This window comes from Pedobacter sp. AC379 (genome assembly GCF_979258145.1).
The window spans coordinates 851,971-866,186 of record NZ_OZ409839.1 but is presented as its reverse complement, the minus strand read 5'-3'; the positions used below and the strand labels follow the sequence as shown (position 1 = coordinate 866,186).

At 36.3% G+C, this 14,216-nt stretch carries 16 protein-coding genes; 12 read left to right on the top strand and 4 right to left on the bottom strand.

Going from position 1 to position 14,216, the window contains the following annotated elements; genetic code table 11:
• Positions 1-298 precede the first annotated feature (298 nt).
• Positions 299-1,048 (bottom strand): LytR/AlgR family response regulator transcription factor, encoded by a 750-nt coding sequence (locus ACZZZW_RS03775; protein WP_055908986.1) that lies wholly within the window; start codon positions 1,046-1,048, stop codon positions 299-301.
• A 49-nt stretch (positions 1,049-1,097) separates the two neighbouring features.
• Entirely contained in the window at positions 1,098-2,132 is a 1,035-nt protein-coding gene (locus ACZZZW_RS03770) for a sensor histidine kinase (RefSeq protein WP_235526070.1), read from the bottom strand.
• Between the two features lie 262 nt (positions 2,133-2,394).
• Between ACZZZW_RS03770 and ACZZZW_RS03765 the strand changes: the two genes are divergently transcribed.
• The 4 genes from ACZZZW_RS03765 to ACZZZW_RS03750 all read left to right on the top strand — a co-directional run bounded on the left by ACZZZW_RS03765 (position 2,395) and on the right by ACZZZW_RS03750 (position 6,040).
• A complete protein-coding gene (locus ACZZZW_RS03765; protein ID WP_463492305.1) occupies positions 2,395-2,652 on the top strand; it encodes a hypothetical protein in 258 nt (85 codons plus the stop codon).
• A 5-nt stretch (positions 2,653-2,657) separates the two neighbouring features.
• Positions 2,658-3,566, top strand: coding sequence for an ABC transporter ATP-binding protein (locus tag ACZZZW_RS03760; RefSeq protein ID WP_463492304.1), 909 nt, complete (start codon positions 2,658-2,660; stop codon positions 3,564-3,566).
• A 1-nt stretch (position 3,567) separates the two neighbouring features.
• The gene (locus ACZZZW_RS03755; RefSeq protein WP_463492303.1) at positions 3,568-4,365 is read left to right on the top strand and encodes an ABC transporter permease; all 798 of its coding nucleotides are present in this window, start codon (positions 3,568-3,570) and stop codon (positions 4,363-4,365) included.
• 106 nt (positions 4,366-4,471) lie between these two features.
• Positions 4,472-6,040: a M28 family metallopeptidase gene (locus ACZZZW_RS03750; protein ID WP_055908997.1), complete on the top strand. Its 1,569-nt coding sequence runs from the start codon at positions 4,472-4,474 to the stop codon at positions 6,038-6,040.
• A 99-nt stretch (positions 6,041-6,139) separates the two neighbouring features.
• Here the strand turns inward: ACZZZW_RS03750 and ACZZZW_RS03745 are convergent, their stop codons facing one another.
• Positions 6,140-6,370 (bottom strand): response regulator transcription factor, encoded by a 231-nt coding sequence (locus ACZZZW_RS03745; protein WP_082458749.1) that lies wholly within the window; start codon positions 6,368-6,370, stop codon positions 6,140-6,142.
• A gap of 310 nt (positions 6,371-6,680) precedes the next feature.
• Here ACZZZW_RS03745 and ACZZZW_RS03740 point away from each other — a divergent pair, with 310 nt between their 5' ends.
• The 8 genes from ACZZZW_RS03740 to ACZZZW_RS03705 all read left to right on the top strand — a co-directional run bounded on the left by ACZZZW_RS03740 (position 6,681) and on the right by ACZZZW_RS03705 (position 12,888).
• Complete coding sequence (locus ACZZZW_RS03740) at positions 6,681-7,136, top strand: hypothetical protein (RefSeq protein WP_463492302.1); 456 nt, start codon at positions 6,681-6,683, stop codon at positions 7,134-7,136.
• A gap of 10 nt (positions 7,137-7,146) precedes the next feature.
• Positions 7,147-7,833 (top strand): hypothetical protein, encoded by a 687-nt coding sequence (locus ACZZZW_RS03735; RefSeq protein WP_463492301.1) that lies wholly within the window; start codon positions 7,147-7,149, stop codon positions 7,831-7,833.
• Positions 7,833-8,600, top strand: a complete 768-nt coding sequence (locus ACZZZW_RS03730; RefSeq protein WP_463492300.1) for a sensor histidine kinase — start codon at positions 7,833-7,835, stop codon at positions 8,598-8,600. Before ACZZZW_RS03735 ends, ACZZZW_RS03730 begins: the two co-directional genes overlap by 1 nt.
• A gap of 5 nt (positions 8,601-8,605) precedes the next feature.
• Positions 8,606-9,247, top strand: a complete 642-nt coding sequence (locus ACZZZW_RS03725) for a response regulator transcription factor (RefSeq protein ID WP_463492299.1) — start codon at positions 8,606-8,608, stop codon at positions 9,245-9,247.
• Between the two features lie 219 nt (positions 9,248-9,466).
• Entirely contained in the window at positions 9,467-9,844 is a 378-nt protein-coding gene (locus tag ACZZZW_RS03720; protein ID WP_055909009.1) for a BlaI/MecI/CopY family transcriptional regulator, read from the top strand.
• The gene (locus ACZZZW_RS03715) at positions 9,841-11,826 is read left to right on the top strand and encodes a TonB family protein (protein ID WP_463492298.1); all 1,986 of its coding nucleotides are present in this window, start codon (positions 9,841-9,843) and stop codon (positions 11,824-11,826) included. The genes ACZZZW_RS03720 and ACZZZW_RS03715 overlap by 4 nt, the downstream gene beginning before the upstream one ends.
• A 12-nt stretch (positions 11,827-11,838) precedes the next feature.
• Complete coding sequence (locus tag ACZZZW_RS03710; RefSeq protein ID WP_055909013.1) at positions 11,839-12,465, top strand: SusC/RagA family TonB-linked outer membrane protein; 627 nt, start codon at positions 11,839-11,841, stop codon at positions 12,463-12,465.
• A 24-nt stretch (positions 12,466-12,489) separates the two neighbouring features.
• Positions 12,490-12,888: an energy transducer TonB gene (locus tag ACZZZW_RS03705; RefSeq protein ID WP_055909015.1), complete on the top strand. Its 399-nt coding sequence runs from the start codon at positions 12,490-12,492 to the stop codon at positions 12,886-12,888.
• 485 nt (positions 12,889-13,373) lie between these two features.
• Here ACZZZW_RS03705 and ACZZZW_RS03700 read toward each other — a convergent pair whose 3' ends face one another.
• Positions 13,374-14,144: a succinate dehydrogenase/fumarate reductase iron-sulfur subunit gene (locus ACZZZW_RS03700; RefSeq protein ID WP_055909023.1), complete on the bottom strand. Its 771-nt coding sequence runs from the start codon at positions 14,142-14,144 to the stop codon at positions 13,374-13,376.
• Positions 14,145-14,216 lie beyond the last annotated feature (72 nt).

The window sequence follows — 14,216 nt, the reverse complement described above, 5'->3', positions numbered from 1 at the left end:
TCCGCTACCATTGACAGGCTCCAATAGAATGGTCGTCATCTCGACGTTAGCGCAGCGAAATGGAGAGATCTTTGTACCAAGTTATTTGAAATCAAATTTAAAAGATTTCTCCACTGCAGTCGAAATGACGATACTTCAAGACCATTCACCTGCTTTATCTATCTGTCATTTATATTGATTTTTAAAATAAATTATCCCTCAGGATGACCAAATCAAGATAATATTCCGTGGTTTCTGTGCTTCCGTGGCAATATAAATTAATATCCTGTTAAGCGCTAAACGCTTGGCGTCAAATGCACTAAATATTCTTATTCCCTATTACCCTGAAAAATTCATCACGATAAGTATCGCCTACTGGGATAATTTTCTGATTAATGGTGATGCGGCTACGCTCAATACTTTCAATTTTATCAACCGCTACAATGTATGATTTATGCACCCTGATAAACTGACTCTGAGGCAACGCCTCTTCCATCTTTTTCATACTTTGCAGGGTAATAACTCGCTCATCTTTGGTAAAAATCGAAATGTAATCTTTCAAACCCTCAATAAACAAAATATCGTGCAAGTATATTTTTTGGATCTTATGCTCTGTTTTTACGAAAATGTAATCCTGAACCGGATTTGGCGATCCTGAAAATGGTGCTGGTGTAACAATGGGTTGCGCTACACTCGCAGGAGTTTCAACAGGTTTTACCTGGTTGTGAACTTTTTCTACCGCTTTATAAAAGCGATCGAATGCAATGGGTTTTAAAAGATAATCAGAAACATTCAGATCATAACTTTCCAAAGCATATTGCGGGTATGCGGTTGTGAGGATGTAATGGCATTTATTACCTGCAATTTTCAAAAACTGGATGCCAGTTAGCTCAGGCATTTGGATATCTAAAAATACAAGATCAATTCCCCCACCCTGAACAATCTGCAAAGCTTCAATAGGGTTTTCGCACCTTTTAACCATCGTTAAAAACGGTACTTTAGAAATATAATCCTGTAAAATATCAAGCGCTAAAGGCTCATCATCAACAACAATACAGTTTAAGTTCATTTTTGGTTATTATTTAATTCGAGATGATAATTTATATCCGGTTTACAGATTAAATATCAATCATCAGTTCACAGGTATAATGAGTAGCCGAATTTACAACATTTAATTTATATCTATCAGGATAAACCAATTGTAACCGTCGTTCTACATTGGTTAAACCCACACCACCCTGAGCATCTTTATTTTGCTGGTTCTTTTTATTTATCACGCTAAAATGCAAAATTTTCTGATTGGCAATGATATTGATTCTAACAGGCTCTGCCGGATCGGTTACCACACCATGTTTAAATGCATTTTCTACAAAAGAAATCAACATTAAAGGCACAATTTTCTGATTATCAATTTCACCATTTAAAGTAAGCTCAATATAAGCCCCATCTTTAAACCGTATTTTTTGCAGTTCGATATAACTGGTTAAATAATCTACTTCTTTGCTTAACGCCACGGTTGGGGTATTGCTTTCGTAAATCATGTAACGCATAATTTCCGAGAGTTTCATAATGGCATCGGCAGTTTTATCCGATTTTTGATAAGCCAGCGAATAGATATTGTTAAGCGAGTTAAAAAGGAAATGCGGGTTTAACTGCGATTTCAAAAACTGGAGTTCCATTTCGCGACGCTCACTTTCTAAGTTCCGCTGGATCCTTTCACTTGCAAACCAATCAATGGTAAATTTGATAATACAGCTGCAGATTAAGAAAAAACCTGATAAGAAAGTAACCATAATCACAAAACTATGTACTGGAATCTCCATCCGTTTTCCCTTAGCACTAACATTGGTCAATACATCATCCGGGTACAAAACAGCGATTGCTGTTTTAGCCACAACCGCAACTGCAATCAATATTAAAAATGCCAATACGTAGATGAAATATTTCTTCCTTTTCTTGATTAGCTCAGGGATCAAGAAAATATAATTAATATAGAAAATAGAAATATTTATTATTCCATATGCGATATAGCTAATAAAATAATCTTTTGCTGTATGTATTGATGTATCAAAAATATTTAGCCCAACAATTAGCATCACGATAATTGTCCAGAAAATAGCATGCAAGATTAAAGGCCCCTTACTTTGTTTCATTAGAAATATATTAAATGGAATATGAAATTGATATACGTACAATAGACGCATATCCTATCATGCACACAAAATAAATAAAGTTTTATCGATTTACTTACACAATCTACCAACGGGCATTTTTTTTCTACCAACGGCCCAATAGGCAAATTTTATCGACAAACGCCAAAAATGGCCGTTGATCTAGAATCTTGAACACTTGGTATAATAGATTTTAGCAGCTTGTTTTTCTTGAGTTTCTTTGAATCATCAAAACGAAAACAAAATGAAAACATCATCAGCAATCAACTTCAATAATCAAGCAGTAATGGCTGATGATCGATTCACAGCCGCTCAATTAAAACAAAACATCATGAAAAAGTTAGGAAACACATCGCCATTTTTACTTTTATTATTACCAGTATTTATGATGATCATTTTAACACTTACTGTAAGCACCAATCAAAACGATGCCGAAATTGTGATAAAACCTGCAAAAACATCAAATACGATCGTAACAAAAGCCACTGCTATTTTTAAATAATAGCCATGAATAATTACGCTATCGAAACGGTAGGCTTAAACTTTAACTTTGGCAACCAGGTTATTGTAAAAGATCTCTCTCTACAAGTACCAAAAGGCAGTATTTACGGTTTTCTTGGTCCGAATGGAGCAGGTAAAACCACAACCATAAAAATTTTGCTAAACCTGCTGAAGTCGCCTTCAGATCAGGTTTTCATATTCGGCAAAGAAATAAACAGCAACCGGATAGCTACACTTAAGCGTATTGGCGCCCTGGTAGAACAGCCTGCTATTTACGGTCACCTTTCGGGAAAAGAAAACCTGATTAACCGGTGCATTTTACTGGGCATAAAAAAAACAAAGGCAGATGAAATGTTGGCCCTTGTTGGCTTAACAGAGGCTGCCAATAAAAAAGCAAGTAAATATTCCTTGGGCATGAAACAGCGCTTAGGCATTGCCCAGGCATTAATTTCAGATCCGGAATTACTTCTTTTAGATGAGCCAACCAATGGCCTCGATCCAAACGGCATTATAGAAATCCGTAATCTGATGATCGATCTGACCACTAAACATCAAAAAACAATCTTGGTATCGAGCCATTTACTGGCAGAAATAGAAAGAACAGCCACACATGTTGGCATTATAAATAAAGGTGAACTTTTGTTTCAGGGCACTATTGATGAACTTCATTTACTCAGCAAACCCATGCTTGAAATTGAAGTAGATCAAATTGAAAACGCAACCGCACTTATCTCAAAATCGGGTTATGAAGTGATAACAAAAACCGATAAAAAAATTACGGTTCCATTTATTTCAGCGCAAAATAGTGGCGAATTAAACACTTTGCTCATTAAAAATGGCTTTACAGTAAGCAGTTTATACAAGCAAAGAAAAGATCTCGAAAATTTATTCCTCGATATAACCAAAACAAACTAATATGCACACGCTCTTCATATCTCTACAATCAGAATTTTATAAATCGCGTAAAACTTTAGCATTTTGGGCAGCCATTTTATTACCCGTAATTATATGTGGCCTTATTACCTTTGGTTTTTATTCCGGATCAGAGAAGATTCTCGATCGGCATTACCCACCAATGATGCTCTGGGGCAATTATATCGGTGCAGCACTTAATGTTATGGGCTTATTGGTCATGCCTTTCTATGTTATATTTATGGCTTTCTCAGTTAATAATATCGAGCATAAAAACGATACATGGAAAATGTTATTTGCGCAGCCACTAAATAAATTTTCTATTTATGCGGCAAAATATTTATACGCCGTATTACTAATTTTCATTTGCTTATTCCTTTTTGCAACTTTAACCTACTTATTTGGTTATTTATTACAGGTTTTAGTGCCCAAATATAACTTTAACCAATTTAATCCCTCCACTGTCCTGATCAATTCTTACACTAAATTGTTCCTCTCCTCATTAGGGATTTTATCATTACAGTTTATTTTAAGCTTAGTATGGGGCGATTTCCTTAAGCCAATGGGAATTGGTTTTATTGGAACCATTATGGGCATTATAACTGCAAACGTAGGCTGGAAATATGCTTACCTTATCCCCTACGCGCTACCAACGCTGGCATTAAGAATAACGAAAGTAAAAAAAGGTGGTGATCCATTGGATTTTCCAATTTTTACCCAAGAAATATGGACAAGCTTAATCTATGCGGCCATTCTTTTCACTATTGGCTATTTTATTGTGACTAAAAAGAGCATAAAATAAGTTTAGGGCTAAAATTTCATCGAACAATCGTGTAAAAATATCATTGGAAAATAATTTGGAACGGTTTAAAGTGTATTTTAGACCAAAACCAACAAATTATTCAGAAATGATCAAAAAATTTACACTAACAGCATTGGCTTTCAGTCTTTGCTTTTCGGCTTTTGCACAAGAAACACCAGATGCAGCTGTTATACAAAAAATTAGAAAAGAAGGTTTAGACAATTCCAAGGCAATGGAAATTGCTTTTAATTTAACGGATGTGAGTGGGCCGCGTTTATCAAACTCGCCAGGACTAAAAAAAGCACAGGATTGGGCCGTAAAACAACTTACCGATTGGGGATTAAAAAATGCCCACCTCGAAGCCTGGGGAACTTTCGGTAAAGGCTGGCAAATTGATAAATACTATGCCGCAACTACCATCCCATATTACCATGCCATTATTGCATCGCCAAAAGCCTGGACACCTGGTACCAACGGCCCGATTAAATCTCAGGTGGTTTTAATTAAAGCCGATAGCGTAGCCGATTTAGCAAAATATAAAGGCAAATTAGCCGGAAAAATCATCATGATGGATCAGGGTGCACCCTTAACAAGTGGCACAAAAGCAGATTTTTCGCGCTATGCAGATACCACATTGGCACAAATGGCCGCTGCTAAACCACAAGCAGCAGGTGCAAGACAACGCCCAACCAGCGGACCAATGGCCGATAGAATGGCACAAATGATGAAAATGCGCGAAATCCGTGCTGCAATCAGCGCCATGCTTGTTGAAGAAAAAGTTGGTTTAATTTTAACTTATGCCCGTGGCGGACAAGGAACATTTTTTACCAGTAATGGTGCTTCTTATGCACTAGATGCCAAACCGGTATCGCCAGAACTGGAAGTTGCAGCAGAAGATTTTTTACATATACTACGCCTTTTGCGTGCCGGCAAAACAGTAGAGGTAGAAGCTGATATCAAAACATCATTTTATGATAAGGATCCGCAAGGCTATAATGTAATTGCAGAAATACCGGGAACTGATAAAAAGTTAAAAGAAGAAGTGGTGATGATTGGCGGGCATTTCGACTCATGGCATGCAGCAACTGGCGCAACCGATAATGCTGCAGGCTCTACCGTAATGATGGAAGCCATGCGTATTTTAAAAGCAATAGATTTTAAACCAAAACGTACAATCCGCATTGCACTTTGGAGCTCTGAAGAACAGGGTTTGTTTGGATCGAGAGGTTATGTAACCAAACACTTTGGCGATCCGAAAACGATGGTACTTACACCCGATCAGAAAAAAATCTCAGCTTATTATAACCTCGATAACGGAACAGGAAAAATCCGTGGCATTTATTTACAGGGTAATGAGGCCGCTGGCCCGATTTTTCAAAACTGGTTTACACCTTTTAATGATTTAGGAGCAACAACGGTAACCATTAATAACACAGGCGGTACGGATCATCAGGCTTTCGACGCGGTTGGTATTCCAGGCTTCCAATTCATTCAGGATCCTGCTGATTACAATACCCGAACCCACCATAGCAATATGGATACTTATGACAGACTTGTTGAAGACGACTTAAAACAGGCCGCAACAATTATTGCTTCTTTTGTTTATAATACATCGCAACGCGAAGCACAAATCCCTAGAAAAGAACTACCTGCACCACAACCTGCAAGACCGTAAATTGAACACCGCTTAAAATAAAAGCCTGCTGATTTGACTTTAGGATCAAATAGCAGGCTTTATTATTTAGATTGAGAGGTTATATGTATTTTGAAACCCTTACAGGGATAATATTCTTTCTTTAAACGCCCAAACAATTAATTGATAAGAGTTTTTTAAATCGAGTTTTCTTACCATATTTCTGCGGTGCGTATTAACTGTATGCTCACTGATAAAAAGCATTTCGCCGATTTCTTTACTGTTATAACCCATTGATAACAGGTGTACAATCTCAATTTCCCTCTCGCTGATCGAACTGTGATTTTCCTTTAGGAGGATATTGTTTGCCATTTTTGAAAAAATTAATGGTTAAATGTTTTTCGTAGTCGCCGCCCATTGTAGACCTATTTCTAAATAAGTTCAAAATAGTTGTTTTTCATAGGTAGACGCTCTATTATTTGATAACCGCATTTTTTTAAGTTGTTATCATATACCAAAAGTAGTAGTACCCCGCAATTCGTTGCTAGTGTAAAACGCCCTAAATTAAAGGGTATTTTTACGGTATCGTTCAGTGAAGCTTGGAGGGCTTATAGAATTTATTTTTCAACTTTCATTAGCTCCCCACTTATTATCTATATTTGGGTTAAAACCAAATAACTTTATGACACAAGTTCCTTTAATGAAGGGTGGTAAAAACAACACCATCCCGGTAAATATTGCACAACAGATGACGGAGGCTTTTCGCAAAAGCCAGAATACAGAAAAAGGTACATATACAAAAGCGGCCTGGTTTCCTGCGGCACAAATATCATCCTTAACAAAAAAAATGATTGATTTTGGTGGCGACGGGATTAGAATCTATTTCGGAAGGTACACCAGCGAGATTATTGATCAGATCAACAAATTGGAATACGGAGACCAAATCCCTTATACCTATGCCGATATGAATACCGTACTTCTGGTGGTCACCAAATTAATTGATGGTAAACCCTGCACGGATTATTTTATTGATAAAGATGTTGCCTGCAATGTTGAGGATGCACAACCAACCGATCCTGAAAACAGAGCTTTATTATGCCCGCAACAATGCGATGATACTAGCAAATTGATGTTATAACATCAAATAGATGATAGGAAGAATTGACATTCCACTGGATATATTCAAGATTCTGAAATATATCCTGCCAACAAGCGCCTCGTATGCCGAGCTGCTTTGCCTTGTTTTTGCTATATATTTTTTATCAAAAGACAAGAACCCATTTTGGCGAATAACCATATGGTACCTGGTAATCGTAATGGTAACCGAAACTGCTGGAAAGTATTGCGCCTTAACTTACCGTACAAATCTATTTGTGCTTAACATTTATACCTTATTTGAGGTATCATACGTTACCTATGGATTTTATACTTTTATAAAACAGTATGCCGATATCAAAAAATGGATAATTGCAATCTATGGAGTAATCATATTAATTTACATCACATTTACCGCTATATACGGTATCCATGTATATAATGCTTTTACCATAAGTATAATGTCGGTGGTTTTTGTTATTTATGGCTTATTCTATTTTTATTTATTGCTTAAAGACGAAGATTATATCGATTTAAAATTTCATGCTGCATTTTGGTGGGTTGGCGGGGCCTTAATATTTTATTTTGGCAGCACACTCGCTAATTTCTTTGATGATATTATACAGCAAAAATTTTTAGGCAAATACAATACAAGGGCTATTATTTACACAACACTTAACTTTTTTTTATATGGCCTCTGGGCCTATTCATTTATATGCAGAGCTCGTCAACGGAAGTAATGTCACTCATATTATTGGCATCATTTGTTTTTCTTTTGATGCCAATATTCCTTTTACTTTATATCAGGTCGTATAACCAGCACAAAAAGAACCACGTTCTGGAAAAGCAGAATATGCAGCAAATATTCGAATCCGAAATGCTTCAAACACGTATTGAGGTACAAGATCAAACCATGCAGAGCATCGCTACTGAATTACATGATAATGTGGGTCAGTTATTGAGTCTTACCACACTCACCTTAAATTCTGTAAATTTAAACGATGCAGAAAAAGCAAAAAAGAAAATAGACAATTCACTTTCCCTTGTCAACAAATCAATTAAAGAACTTCGCGAACTGGCTAAACTTTTGCATGGTGAGCAATTGGTAGAAAACGGCATTGGCAATGCCATTGATCAGGAAATAAACTGGCTTAATAAAACCGGCGCATATGAGCTAAAAACCAACAATTTACTGGTTGAAAGACAAATTACTTCGCCAAATAAAGATCTCATTATCCTTCGTTTACTGCAAGAAATTATCAATAATATCATTAAACATGCACAGGCCACACAGATTCAAATCGATGCTTACCTACAGAACGATACTTTACATTTAAAAGTAACCGAAAATGGAATAGGTTTTAATCCGGACGAAATTAAAGCTCAAAAATCGGGTATGGGCCTTAATTCTATTTACAAAAGAATTGAGATGATTGATGGAAAATTAGCCTTAAATTCGGCCCCGGGAGAAGGTACTTCCATTGCAATCGAAATCCCATACCCTTAAACTGTATGCAGAACCAAAGTATCGCTATCGCTATTGTTGATGACCACACGCTCTTCCGCTCCGGATTAGCCAGCCTGTTGGAAGAATTTGATGAAATTAAAGTGACGTTTGAAGCCACTAATGGGGTGGATCTTCAAAACAAAATTAATAACCATACTGAAGTTCAGCTTGTATTGATGGACATCAACATGCCTGTAATGGATGGTTATGCCGCTACCAAATGGGTTAAAACCCATCACCCGAATGTTCATGTGCTTGCATTAAGCATGCTCGAAGATGAAAAGGCAATTATCGGAATGCTCAAAGCTGGTGCTGGCGGTTATATGCTCAAAGAATCAACTCCATCAGATTTATTTGCAGCCATAAAAGTAATTGTAGACAAAGGATTTTTTGTAAATGAATTGGTATCCGGAAGGTTATTGGTAGCTTTAAAAGACAGCGATATTAAACCAACATTCTCTGCCCGCGAATTAACATTTTTTCAGCATTGCAGCACTGAGCTTACTTACAAAGAGATTGCCGACTTAATGAATGTAAGTCCACGCACAGTTGACAACTATAGGGAATCTCTTTTTGCAAAACTCAACATTAAATCACGCACCGGATTGGTAGTTTATGGCATTAAAAATAACATCATCACGATTTAAACTTTTGTAAAAGATAAATCATCAAAAAACTGATTATAAATACTTTAAATACAAAACCTTCTGCATTTCCATTTCAAAATAATGGAAATTCATTCTAAAAAATACAGCATTTTCGATTTCTAAAATATTTTTCAAATAAAATTTGGATAACTAACGAATTAGTTTTAACTTTAGTCAAGACAATTTAATTTGTCATCATCCTTATTATTATTAATTATTATGGAAATTAAAGATTTAACCAAAGCTGAAGAACAAATTATGCAGGTTTTATGGCAATTGGAAAAAGCATTCGTCAAAGAAGTTATTGATGAGCTTCCCCTTCCCAAACCTGCCTATAATACTGTTTCAACAATCATTAGAATCTTAGAAACGAAAGGCTTTATTGGCCACGAAGCTTTCGGGAAAGCACATCAGTACTATCCTTTAATCAGCAGAGAAGAATATAAGCGCCACGCAACGGAAAAATTGCTGGGTAATTATTTCGAAAATTCGGTTGAGAGTATGTTCTCTTTCTTTGTTAAAGAAGAAAAACTGGATTTAAGCGACGTTGATGAAATTTTAAAAATGATTAACAAAATTAAACATCAGCCAAAATGAGTTTTGCCCACTACCTATTACAGGTGAACTTATATTTAATTGTTTTTTTCGGTTTTTACAAATTACTGTTAGATAAGGAAACCTACTTTACCTTAAACCGCATTTACCTGGTATCTGCGGGAATTTTGTCGTTATGCATACCGTTTATACGTTTAGAATGGCTTACAGAACAAAAGGCAGCACAGCAGGTTTATACATCAGTAAATTGGGAAGCCGTATTACAACAGGCAACAATAGTAACAGAACGGAGCGCAGGCTTTAATTGGGCCAATGCTTTCGTTTATATTTATTGTGCAGGTATATTGTTTTTCTTGGGTAGGTTGGTATTTAACTTATTGGCAGTTAAAAAACTCATCACATCAAGCAAAGCCGGATCGGCATTTTCTTTTTTCGGAAAAAAAATAATCGACCGCGAATTGCCGCAAATGGATGTGATTGATATTCACGAAGAAGCACACATTAAACAATGGCATACGGTAGATATTTTATTTTTCGAAATTATAGGCATAATTACCTGGTTAAACCCGGTAATTTACCTATACAAAAAAGCGATTAAAAATATCCATGAGTTTTTGGCTGATGAACTTGCCGCCGAATTTCAGGGCGATAAGGCTGAGTATGCCATGCTTTTGCTCAGCAAATCATTCGGCATATCGCCAAACGCATTAACAAATGGCTTTTTAGAGAAATCGTTAATTAAAAAAAGAATTTTCATGCTTCATAAAGAACGATCTAAAAAAATCGCGATTATGAAGTATGGAATTTCTATCCCACTGTTTGCACTCTTGATCGTATTTTCATCAGCAACTGTGCGTAAAAGTGAAAAACTAATCTCCATTACTGATCAGATTCCTTTAGATAAGCCGATTGAGATGGTACAGGATATGGTAACCGAAACACCTAAAGAAATAATTCCCGAACCAAAGGTTTCTATTGATGGAAAAACAGATCCCAATTGGAAAGGATTTTATCAGTTTCTTGGCAGAAACATTAAATATCCGGCGGCAGCCAATAGTGACGAAGTGCAAGGAAACGCTCAGATAAAGTTTAATTTAAAAGGTGGAAGAGTAACAAATATCATTTCAAATGTAGAATTAGGTGCCGGTTGTGATGAAGAAGTAATGAAAGCCATTTTATCATATAGAGGCTTTAAACAGATAAAGGATGGTAAATATGCATTAACAGTGAGCTTTAGTATTCCGGAATCGTCGGAAGAATTTAAAAATAAATTGTTGCCAAAATCAGCAGGCTATCTGAATTTGAACAAAATTACCATTATATCTTATCTCCAAAAAAATACTGAAACCGGAACGGTTAAATCAGAAAATACTGATAAAATTTACGACTTTGTTTCAATCGAAAAACAGCCTGAATTTCCGGGTGGTATAGCTAAGTTTTATAAATACCTTGGTAGCAATATCAAATATCCTAAAATGGCTTTAGAGAATAATGTTCAAGGTAAAGTTTTCCTTAGTTATGTAGTTGAAAAAGATGGTTCGCTATCGGATATTCAAATTACCAGAGGATTAGGAAGCGGTACAGATGAAGAGGCCGTGAGGGTTATAAAAGATTCGCCAAAATGGAACCCCGGCATTTCAAACGGTAAGCCTGTTAGGGTAAAATATAACATCAATGTGAACTTCACAATCAATGATGATACACCAAAAGAAATTAAAGCAGGTAGTATTCCTGCCGATAGGATAAAATTGAAAGATGGTTCTAATCTTGATGCATTAATCATTTTAGATGGTGTTAGATTATCTGAGAACAGCCAATTGGGTACAATCAATCCAAATAGTATCGAATCAATAGAGGTACTAAAAGATCAAACCGCCATGAATTTGTATGGACCAAAGGCTAAAGGTGGCGTAATTTTAATAACAAGCAAGGGTGCAAAAAGCAATACTTTCCGATCGTTAGATGCCAAAGAACTTTCGATAGATAAGACAGGTAACTTTTTTGAACTCAGAAAAAGATTCTAATCAAAATTTACTATGAAAAATGTAATCGTATTTACCATGCTGATGGGGTTTACTTTAGCTGGTTTTGCCCAAAAGGCCGACAGTACCAAAACACCTAAAATTAAGTTAAATAGTACATATCTTACCGCTACTGAACCATTAATGGTGGTGAATGGGACTAAGCAAGTTTTAAGGGGTATATCATCGGTAAAGGATCTTGATCCTACCAATATTAAAGCCGTTACCATATTAAAAGATAGTTCTGCGATTGCAAAGTACGGAGCAGACGGCTTTGCGGGAGTTATAGAAATAGAAACCAAAAACACCGATTCAACAGGTAACAGCATTATAAAGGCTAAACCTATAAAACCTGTAGATCTGCATTTGAATGGAAAAGTAACGGGATTTAAGGTAAATCCAATGCCCAATGGCCAATTACCTGTTAAAAAGCGATACCTGTTAAATAGAGATTTCGATCCAAAAGCAAAAATGCTGTATATTATTGATGGTAAAGAAGTTGCTGATCCTAAAATAAATGAACAATCTATTAAGTCAGTAGAAGTTCTTAAAGATTCGTCGGCCACAACTTTATACGGCGATAAAGGCAAAAATGGTGTAATTATTATCACAACCAATAAAGCAACCTCCAAGAAAAATTAATCCCTAACCTTTTAATATAAAACAATGAGAAAGCTAATCTTTTTAGCCCTAATGGGCATCGCCATGTGTTTTAACCAGGCAAAAGCACAAAACAATCCTGATAAAGTTTACGATTTTACCTCTTTAGAGAAAACGCCAGATTACCCTGGAGGAATCAAGAAATTTTATGAATACCTGGGCCGTGAAATAAAGTATCCTGAGGTAGCCAAAAGAAACAGCACACAGGGAAAAGTATTCGTTTCATTCGTAGTGGAAAAGGATGGCCAGTTAACTGATGTTAAAGTTACCAGAAGCCTAACCCCTGAAACAGATGCGGAAGCATTAAGAGTTTTAGAAAAATCGCCAAGGTGGAACCCCGGCTTAATAAATGGAAGACCGGTTCGTGTAAAATACAACATCAATGTTAATTTCAGCATGAAATAAAAATCAAACGGTAATCTGAATAAACACAAAACCCCAGCAAAAATTGCCGGGGTTTTATGTTTTCTCTCCTGTCTCGGAAGACTAAATTTACGAAAATTTAATGTATATACAAATATTACAGAATATAATTTTTAATTAAGCAAAATTTTAATATGCTAACATAGGAATATTGTAACTTTCGCAAACTTTTATTTTGAGCTTGCTTTGTTGTACAAGGTTTCGGTTTTAAAAGATCAAGTTTCGTATGTTTTCAAAACATGATGTAAATGTTAAATTCCACATTATTTTCAGCTCATATTAACCAAGAGATCACTATAGTTTAGTCCATTATAATTTTCAGTCATTTAGAAGTTTAAAATACTTTTAGTTCATATTTCACCTCTTTATTAATTCTTCTTAGCTTTCAAAAAAGAGCCAAAACTAGAAAGCCCCCACAACGTGGAGGCTCAAGAATCCGGTGTTTAAACCGGATGCACAGTATATCTTTAAATTGTTTCCTCAGAAATGAATTTTGCAGATGCAAAATCACGGTTCATGCGGGCAATGTTTTCCAAAGAGATTCCTTTAGGGCATTCGGCCTCGCAGGCACCAGTATTGGTACAGTTACCAAAACCTTCTGCATCCATTTGTGCAACCATGCTCTGTACCCTGCGGTAACGCTCTGGCTGACCTTGTGGTAACAATGCCAATTGAGAGATTTTAGCCGACACGAAAAGCATTGCTGAAGCATTTTTACAAGTAGCCACACAAGCACCACAACCAATACAAGCCGCCGCTTCAAAAGCAGCATCTGCCTGCATTTTAGGAATAGGCAAATTGTTTGCATCCTGAGCATTACCCGTGTTTACCGAAATAAAACCACCGGCAGCAATAACCCTATCAAATGCAGAACGATCTACTGTTAAATCTTTTACTACCGGAAAAGCTGCTGCTCTCCAAGGCTCAACAACGATGGTATCGCCATCTTTGAAAGAACGCATATGCAACTGGCATGTAGTTACCAAGTCTTTAGGTCCGTGCGGACGGCCGTTAATGTACATTGAACACATTCCGCAGATACCTTCGCGGCAATCGTGGTCAAATACAACAGGCTCTTCGCCTTTAGTGATTAATTGCTCGTTCAATACATCGAACATCTCTAAGAAAGACATATCCGGTGAAATATCGGCCAATTTATAATCTACCAAAGCACCTTTGGTTTTGTTATTTTTTTGACGCCAAACTTTTAGCGTTAAGTTCATATTTCCTGTACTCATTGTATCTCAGATTTGAGATTTGAGATATTAGATATGGGAACCAAGATTTTCATCTCATGCCTCACATCTTAC

Bases quoted from the DNA above. Each gene is read 5' to 3' on its own strand.
- ACZZZW_RS03775 (WP_055908986.1), bottom strand. From the start codon at position 1,048: ATGAACTTAAACTGTATTGTTGTTGATGATGAGCCTTTAGCGCTTGAT.
- ACZZZW_RS03770 (WP_235526070.1), bottom strand. From the start codon at position 2,132: ATGAAACAAAGTAAGGGGCCTTTAATCTTGCATGCTATTTTCTGGACA.
- ACZZZW_RS03765 (WP_463492305.1), top strand. From the start codon at position 2,395: ATGAAAACATCATCAGCAATCAACTTCAATAATCAAGCAGTAATGGCT.
- ACZZZW_RS03760 (WP_463492304.1), top strand. From the start codon at position 2,658: ATGAATAATTACGCTATCGAAACGGTAGGCTTAAACTTTAACTTTGGC.
- ACZZZW_RS03755 (WP_463492303.1), top strand. From the start codon at position 3,568: ATGCACACGCTCTTCATATCTCTACAATCAGAATTTTATAAATCGCGT.
- ACZZZW_RS03750 (WP_055908997.1), top strand. From the start codon at position 4,472: ATGATCAAAAAATTTACACTAACAGCATTGGCTTTCAGTCTTTGCTTT.
- ACZZZW_RS03745 (WP_082458749.1), bottom strand. From the start codon at position 6,370: ATGGCAAACAATATCCTCCTAAAGGAAAATCACAGTTCGATCAGCGAG.
- ACZZZW_RS03740 (WP_463492302.1), top strand. From the start codon at position 6,681: ATGACACAAGTTCCTTTAATGAAGGGTGGTAAAAACAACACCATCCCG.
- ACZZZW_RS03735 (WP_463492301.1), top strand. From the start codon at position 7,147: ATGATAGGAAGAATTGACATTCCACTGGATATATTCAAGATTCTGAAA.
- ACZZZW_RS03730 (WP_463492300.1), top strand. From the start codon at position 7,833: ATGTCACTCATATTATTGGCATCATTTGTTTTTCTTTTGATGCCAATA.
- ACZZZW_RS03725 (WP_463492299.1), top strand. From the start codon at position 8,606: ATGCAGAACCAAAGTATCGCTATCGCTATTGTTGATGACCACACGCTC.
- ACZZZW_RS03720 (WP_055909009.1), top strand. From the start codon at position 9,467: ATGGAAATTAAAGATTTAACCAAAGCTGAAGAACAAATTATGCAGGTT.
- ACZZZW_RS03715 (WP_463492298.1), top strand. From the start codon at position 9,841: ATGAGTTTTGCCCACTACCTATTACAGGTGAACTTATATTTAATTGTT.
- ACZZZW_RS03710 (WP_055909013.1), top strand. From the start codon at position 11,839: ATGAAAAATGTAATCGTATTTACCATGCTGATGGGGTTTACTTTAGCT.
- ACZZZW_RS03705 (WP_055909015.1), top strand. From the start codon at position 12,490: ATGAGAAAGCTAATCTTTTTAGCCCTAATGGGCATCGCCATGTGTTTT.
- ACZZZW_RS03700 (WP_055909023.1), bottom strand. From the start codon at position 14,144: ATGAGTACAGGAAATATGAACTTAACGCTAAAAGTTTGGCGTCAAAAA.